At 53.0% G+C, this 7,033-nt stretch carries 4 protein-coding genes and 6 pseudogenes; 5 read left to right on the plus strand and 5 right to left on the minus strand.

Going from position 1 to position 7,033, the window contains the following annotated elements; genetic code table 11:
* Positions 1-128: 128 nt before the first annotated feature.
* Positions 129-338 (minus strand): annotated as a pseudogene (locus AB3X98_RS41715) (AIR synthase-related protein); the annotation flags it as partial.
* Between the two features lie 114 nt (positions 339-452).
* On the opposite strand from AB3X98_RS41715, the pseudogene AB3X98_RS41720 reads away from it, so the two are divergent.
* Positions 453-1,546, plus strand: a pseudogene (locus AB3X98_RS41720) (amino acid--[acyl-carrier-protein] ligase).
* 241 nt (positions 1,547-1,787) lie between these two features.
* Here AB3X98_RS41720 and AB3X98_RS41725 read toward each other — a convergent pair.
* Positions 1,788-2,469: pseudogene (locus AB3X98_RS41725) on the minus strand (IS3 family transposase); the annotation flags it as partial.
* Between the two features lie 140 nt (positions 2,470-2,609).
* Here AB3X98_RS41725 and AB3X98_RS41730 point away from each other — a divergent pair.
* From AB3X98_RS41730 to AB3X98_RS41745, 4 genes and pseudogenes are all read left to right on the plus strand, one after another.
* The gene (locus AB3X98_RS41730) at positions 2,610-3,992 is read left to right on the plus strand and encodes a saccharopine dehydrogenase C-terminal domain-containing protein (RefSeq protein WP_368607132.1); all 1,383 of its coding nucleotides are present in this window, start codon (positions 2,610-2,612) and stop codon (positions 3,990-3,992) included.
* A gap of 17 nt (positions 3,993-4,009) precedes the next feature.
* Positions 4,010-4,741 carry a hypothetical protein gene (locus AB3X98_RS41735; RefSeq protein ID WP_342949939.1) on the plus strand — a complete coding sequence of 244 codons (732 nt, stop codon included), beginning with the start codon at positions 4,010-4,012 and terminating at the stop codon, positions 4,739-4,741.
* Entirely contained in the window at positions 4,738-5,649 is a 912-nt protein-coding gene (locus AB3X98_RS41740; protein ID WP_342949938.1) for an EamA family transporter, read from the plus strand. Before AB3X98_RS41735 ends, AB3X98_RS41740 begins: the two co-directional genes overlap by 4 nt.
* 70 nt (positions 5,650-5,719) lie before the next feature.
* Positions 5,720-5,836: pseudogene (locus AB3X98_RS41745) on the plus strand (IS5/IS1182 family transposase); the annotation flags it as partial.
* Between the two features lie 13 nt (positions 5,837-5,849).
* On the opposite strand, the pseudogene AB3X98_RS41750 reads toward AB3X98_RS41745, so the two are convergent.
* The 3 genes and pseudogenes from AB3X98_RS41750 to AB3X98_RS41760 form a co-directional block, all read right to left on the minus strand.
* Positions 5,850-6,158 (minus strand): annotated as a pseudogene (locus AB3X98_RS41750) (transposase); the annotation flags it as partial.
* A 105-nt stretch (positions 6,159-6,263) separates the two neighbouring features.
* Positions 6,264-6,419 (minus strand): annotated as a pseudogene (locus AB3X98_RS41755) (IS110 family transposase); the annotation flags it as partial.
* Between the two features lie 206 nt (positions 6,420-6,625).
* Positions 6,626-7,033, minus strand: a 408-nt coding sequence (locus tag AB3X98_RS41760) for a hypothetical protein (protein ID WP_368607133.1), incomplete at its 5' end; no start/stop codon positions are given.

Genomic DNA, 7,033 nt, shown 5'->3' on the forward strand with positions numbered 1-7,033 from the left:
TCGATCGATTCGCGCAGCGACCTCTACGCATTCGGAGTCACGCTCTATCAGATGCTCACAGGGACCCTGCCGTTCACCGCGGCCGATCCGATGGAGTGGGTACATTGCCATGTTGCACGCAACCCGGATCAGCAGATCCGCGGCAGTTGCTCGCCCGAAAGCCAGTCGGCAATGCGCCGGCCACCGAATTTCGTCTCAATCTGAACGAAGCCATGCGCGTCCTCGACCACTTCGCCGATGCGCGCCGCCGCCACGCCCAACGGATGCGCGCGCATCGCCGCGAGCAGTTGCGGCGCGTCGCCGCTTGCGCAGATCGCGACCAACTTGCCTTCGTTGGCGGTATCCGCGCGACATTTATTCTGCATCCCTGATTATCAACAACGACCGGATTGACCAGAACACGGCCAGCCCGCTACTTGCGCAGCGCCCGTCACTATCAATAGAGGCATGACATGAGCGTACCTGTCGCATCTTCCTTCCCTGAGTATGCACGCGGTGGTGCCCCCGTATCCGATGCGCAACAGCCATTGCGCGACCGGTTGATCGCAGCCGGCCTGCTCGTCGACACCGGCGAAAACGGCCTCTATGGACACAACCATATCTACGAAGGCATCGTCGAACGCCTGACGTGGCTGATATCCAGCATGGCTGCGGACCAGCATCCGGAAGTTCTGCGCTTCCCGCTAGCGGTGCCACGCAAGGACTTCGAAGACAGCGAATACTTGAAGAACTTTCCGCACCTCGCCGGCACGATTCACGCGTTCTGCGGTGATGAGCGAGAGACCATCGGCGCCTGTTGCGGGCGCTCAACGACGTGCCATCCGATCCCGGCGACGAGCGAAGCGACGCCTGGCTAGCCCAGCAAAAGCCAACGCGCGCTGTGCTCACACCCGCTGCGCGCTATCCGGTCTATCCGGTCATCGCGCGACGCGGCCCGCTACCAGAAAATGCGCTCACTATAGATGTGCTGTCGTATTGCTTCCGTCACGAACCTTCTCTGGACCCGACGCGCATGCAAATGTTCAGAATGCGCGAGTATGTGCGGATTGGCTCGCCAGAAGATGTTCAGGCTTTTCGCACGAAGTGGATCGAACGCGGCCATGCACTTACAGGTATGTTACGCCTGCCCGCCGAATTCGACGTCGCGAACGATCCATTCTTCGGCCGCGGCGGCAAGATCGTCGCGGACAGTCAGCGCGCGCAGCAGTTGAAATTCGAACTGCTGATCCCGGTAACGGACCCGCAGCGCAAAACCGCCTGCCTGTCGTTCAACTATCACATGGACCACTTCGGTCGGATATGGAAACTGCGTTGCGCGAATGGCGCCATCGCGCACTCGGCCTGCATCGTATTCGGAATGGAGCGGCTCGCACTTGCGCTGTTGCATCATCACGGGTGCGACGTCGATGCATGGCCCGACGACGTGCGTCAACTACTCTGGGGCGATAGTCACGAGCGCATTGCTGCTGAACTAGAATGCTGGCGACAGCCGGCTGACGCACCCGGAAGTGATGTCAACGGCGACGAAAAACAACGAATCTATTGATGACGCGGAGGCGCTCATCCTGCGGGCAGGTCACGATGATGAAAGCGTCCAGGATGTTCCAGGATCGCCTTCACGCTTGTGGCCGCCGGCGATTTTCGATGACCGAAATTTGTCGGCGAGGACGAATTCGCTCTCTCACAGTCGCCGGTTCCGTGCGGCCGATCTAATCATGCGCTATTTGTAGGGAATCCAACATCATTGTTCGATAGCCGACGCAGGTGCGCGACGCAATTTGACTGACCTGCCCGACTTCAATGGCAAGTGCCTCACGGCTGAAGACAGCCACGATCGTCAAGGCTCGCAGGCAGATGCCATTGGCGAGTTGATCGGCCACGAAATCCAGACTCCAGACCTCGTTGGGGCGCGTCGGCGCGCAACGCTGACGGCGCGACACCACCATCTTGCGTCGTTTGGGCAACTTCGAGCGTAACTGCCGCTGTTCTTCAGCGTAGAGCCGGTAGATCCGGTTGCGGCTCACGCGCCAGCCTTCGGGTTTGAGCAGTCGTGAACGCGTCGGTAGCCATACCGCACGCGGGTCTGGGTCAATCTCACGCATGTGCTGCCGAAGCGCCCTCTGCGGATCCTTGACGCTGCGATAGTAGTGCGTGCTGCGCGCCTGCCGCATCAGACGGCACGCCCGCTGCGTCGGAAGACCGAAGTGATGCATGACGTAGGTCACGGCCTGTCTCTTCAGCGCGTGCAGGGCCACTTTTTTGTGGCGATATCCTGCAGGATCGCCTTGTCCAGACTGAGCTCCGCAACCAGCTTCTTGAGCCGCGCATTCTCGTCTTGGAGCTGCTTCAGCTCACGCACCCTAGTTCGACTCCTGGCCCACATCTAGCTTCTTCCAGCGGTAATACGTCTGCTCGGATCTCCCCAGCTGCGGCCACGTTCTGCTCCACCGAATACTGATTGCGTTTCATCGCCAACCTCCCGTGTCATGAGGAAAATTGCTCCGAAACACTAACACTCATTTCTGTCCAGGATTTCGACGGCAGATCAGCCTCCCTGCCGAGGTATATCTCCCTGTCCGCTCGCAAATTCCTGTCAAGGAAGAATGCTTATGAAGATTGTGTTGATTGGCTACGGAACCATTGCATCTGCACTTATGCCAACCTTGCTCAGTGAGTTCGGGGGCGAAATTGAAAGCCTTAAGGTAATAGATCCATATGGCGCCCAGAGGCTCAGCGCAGATTTCGATTTCCCTGTAACTTGGGTGGCGGCGAGCGTCGCTAAGGAAAATCTTGAAGACTTGCTGAGCGACCTGGATTCCGACTCCTTTGTAATCAACCTGTCCGTCAATGTCTCAAGTGTCGACCTGGTTTCATTTTGCCAGCAGAAAGAAACAAAATATATTGATACATGCATTGAACCATGGGCCGGACATTATGTAAATGCAGATTCAGAGCCTGCAGAGCGTACCAACTACGCCCTCAGGGAAGCCATGCTTACGTTGAAGGCTAAATGTCAAGATGGCCCTACAGCTATCGTAGCGCACGGCGCAAATCCGGGTTTGGTGTCTCATTTCGTAAAGCGGGCACTTCTGAATATTCGGGATGATATTTACGGAATAAGCCAGCCAATCCCGCAAACTCGTCAGCAGTGGGCGAAGCTGTCTGCTGATCTAGATGTGAAAATAATCCATATTGCGGAGCATGATACCCAGATTGCAAAACTGCCTAAGCGGCCTGGCGAGTTTGTAAATACTTGGTCAATTGATGGGTTTATTGGCGAAGGTTGCCAGCCTGCTGAGTTAGGCTGGGGGACTCATGAACTTCGCTTACCGCCAGAGGGGCAGCGGCATACTACAGGCTGCAATAGCGCGATCTATTTGAACCGCCCGGGCGCCTCGGTCAGATTGAAAACCTGGACTCCTGCTTTTGGCCCATGCTTAGGCTTTTTGATCACTCATAATGAAGTTGTTTCTCTGTCGGATTATCTAACGTACTTTGAAGGTGAGCGAGCCGCTTATCGGCCTACGGTCAATTATGCTTACCATCCTTGCAATGACGCTATACTTTCCATTCACGAGCTTAGTGGTTGTTCTTGGAATCCACAGGCACAAGGGAGAATTTTGCAAGGACCGGATATCGCCTCGGGAGGGGATTATCTTGGCGTGCTTCTGATGGGGCATAAGAAAAATGCATATTGGTTTGGGTTCTACATGGAGAACTCGGTTGCTCAAAAGCTCAACCCTGAAAGCTCTGCGACCTCTTTGCAAGTCGTGGCCGGTGTTATAGCAGGTATGAAATGGGCAGTTGCTAATCCACGTTGCGGGATCATTGAAGCGGAAGAGATGGACTTTAGCTTCGTGCTAGATAATGCAAAGCCCTACTTAGGCGAAATGCTGGGGGAATACACTGATTGGAGTCCTGTGGAAGAGGATAAAGGGCTATTTTCCACTGCTTCGTCTGATAAGTGGCAGTTTCAAAACTTCATGGAATAATTGCAGGGAGCGCAATCATGAGCTATTTAAAATCGTCAATCGGCTTGAAAAGTTATGACTGGTCTTCAGTTGAGTTACTTAAATATCTGACTCCCGAACGCATCACCGGATCTAGGGATGTCATAAAATCACGGCAAGAACACTTTTGGCATGACATGAGCGCTGAGTTTGATTCCAAGCACTTCTTGATATATCTCATGAATCGAAGTGATTTACAGCTGAGCGATGATTTCTTAGAGTTCGCATGCCTCTGGCATTTGGATGAACAAAACCATTATAGAGGTCTTCGAAAGATCAATAGTGTGTTGTATGGTTTCCGAGAAGAAGATATCGACAAAGAAATCGAATCCAGACAGCCGGAATTTGAATCGATTTCATCCTTCATGGTTGATGAATTCACCATATTGGCGTCAATTGCATTCGATGAAGTTACTAGCACTCGGGCTTATAAGCAGGACTTCAAGCTTTTTGATAGTCTTGGGCCTGATTGTCTGTCCGCATGGATTCGTAATGCTACTAAAGATGAAGCGGCGCACTACGGCAACGCTATGAAGCTTTTGAAGAAAAACCACTCATCTCGGTTTGGCGAGCTTCCAGCAATCCTTGACAAAATAGTTGGCTTCGAAACTTCTGATGGTTTCGGATATAACAATACATTTATTTTTGATCATGTTACCGATGACTTCTCGAATGAGCTATTGAACGATAGCAAAAATACGATTCTTGAGGTTCTCGGGAGCGAGAAATGACCTGGTTATATTTTGCCCTTCTGGCACCGCTGCTTTGGAGTCTCTCATATATTGTTGATAAGTTTGCAATCACTAATATTGCATCCAATTGGATTTCGTTCATTTTCTTGCTGAGCATCGGGAATATTTTTTTTGCGATGGCAATTTATGCCTATTTCCGGCCCGCCGATCTAGACTTATATATGGTGGCGATAAATATATGCTCTGGTCTCGCAATATTTCTACAATACTTTGCATATAGCTACTCCTTGGGGGATATGGATGTATCTGTTGTGATTCCGATTCACCAATCTGAACCAATATTTGTATTGGCCGCATCAGTGCTGATTTTTCATGCCATTCCGACATCTAGGCAACAGACTGGCTTCGCTTTGATCGTCGTTGGTATCCTAATACTATGCATGTCTAGGCAGACGATTGGTGGACTGGGGCACCCCCGGCACGTAGTCGTGTTGCTAATTTCTGCTTTTTTGGGAGCTGTCTCGACTGTAATTTCAGATGAGATATTGAAAGTCACGAGCTTGCACTCGGTGCTAATTTTCAACTTTGCTGGCTATGCCCTTGGTGGGATGTTGCTTTTATTGGTTCCGAAATGGAGAAAGCTCATCATTGATGATCTAAAAGTTTTGAACTGTAAGCAATTCGGAATTTTCGGGGCGACGAACATCTTTGATGTTGGGGGCTATGTATTCTTCATGGCCGCTCTGGCTGCGGGAGGCGGTGCAGCTTTGGTTTCGGTAGTCGTCAGTATCCACCCGCTGTTCGTTTTGGCTTTTGGGTTCCTGGCAACGAAGCTGTTTCCAAAATTTATCGCCGAGGATATTTCTCCCGGAGGCGTAGTTAGAAAATTTTTCTCAATCATCGTGATCGTGGTAGGAGTAGCAGTGATATCACTCCAGGACATGTGAGAGAGACTCGAAAAAACATAATCTGTTAAGAGTCGCTAACACAAGTCATCCACAAAGCATGAACAGATAACGGCATCGCTGGGTGGTCGAGCGCACGCATGCATGGTTTGCCGGCTTCCGCAAACTGCGGATTCGCTTTGAGCGCCGTCTCGACATTCATGTTGCGTTGCTGTCCCTTGCTGCTGCCTGCCGTTGGCCGCCATGCGAATTACCGCACGGGTGCCGTCAATCAGAAGTGTTCGTATGCCGTATCGCCGCGCTTGCTGATGCCCAGCAGACGCGGCGTGCTGCCCGAAGAATGCTGACGCGGCACCAGACCAAGCCATGCAGCAAGTTCGCGGCCGCTGCGAAAAGCTCGGGCGTTGCCGATGGAGGCTGCCAAGGCCGACGCAGTAAGCGGCCCGATCCCGGATATTGTTTCGAGAAGCTGACCGGGGCGCATCCGTGCGATGGATCGCGCGGATACGACCTTCAAGCTCAGCCACCTTGCTGCCAAGTTCGCGCAAGTGCTCGACGAGCATTTGGATTAAGCGTCGCTAACACAAGTCATCCACAAAGCGTGAACAGATACCTCTGGGGAGTGAAAGCCGTTTCGCTGTTAATAGCTGAGTATTTCAACCCATCACGCTGGCTCGCGCAGGTACATGGCTAGCCTGAAAGACCTGATTTCGTATCAGCATGGCCCATGCTGTCCGTGCATTCTTTACAGCGAGCGCCACGGCAGCGATGTTTTTGTGCCGGCGTCTGCACAGTTTCATCAGCCAGGAATCAGCCATCTCGGGCCTGGTGGTTGCTTGAGCAGACTTCAATTGGATGACAGAACGGTCGGGCCGTGCGCTACCGCTCATAACGTGACGGGAGGTGCCGGTTTCGCCATACGGATGTCACGAAGATATCTCTTGATGAACGTGATTAGCGTGGGCCTTTACCGTGGCGATTGCCGGCAGCGGTTGTTCCCGGTGGGATGCCGCTGCACTCAACCAAGATGAAGCGGCGGATAGTTGGGAATCGGGAAGAACCTCGGACTCCCTAGAACAATCACGGTGCGATTGGTACCCTCTGGAGTGAGAACGAGCTGGGCAGAGTCGCCCATGCTGTCGCTTGGGAGAATCTTGCCCGTGACTTCGCCGTCGGCACCACTCCATGTCGCAATGTACGCCCCCGAAGGGAGGGCCGAAAATGCAGGAGCAGACACCGTGAGGGTTCCCGAAACCCAGACAACTTCACGGTCAAGGGAGTTGGGACCTGTGGATTGAACTGCGTATTTCGGCGAAGCCGAACACGGATTTCGGTTGAAGTCGAACAGCGTTTCCGGAGGAAGATGAACAGCCGTTTCGCTTGAAGTCGAACGGTTTCGGAGAGTTCCGGAATTGGTGTTCGGTGC

The organism is Paraburkholderia sp. BR14312 (genome assembly GCF_040948675.1).
Lineage (GTDB): Bacteria > Pseudomonadota > Gammaproteobacteria > Burkholderiales > Burkholderiaceae > Paraburkholderia > Paraburkholderia nodosa_A.

Excerpts from the sequence above, each read along its gene's own strand:
- AB3X98_RS41740 (WP_342949938.1), top strand. The coding sequence starts at position 4,738 with ATGACCTGGTTATATTTTGCCCTTCTGGCACCGCTGCTTTGGAGTCTC.
- AB3X98_RS41735 (WP_342949939.1), top strand. The coding sequence starts at position 4,010 with ATGAGCTATTTAAAATCGTCAATCGGCTTGAAAAGTTATGACTGGTCT.
- AB3X98_RS41730 (WP_368607132.1), top strand. The coding sequence starts at position 2,610 with ATGAAGATTGTGTTGATTGGCTACGGAACCATTGCATCTGCACTTATG.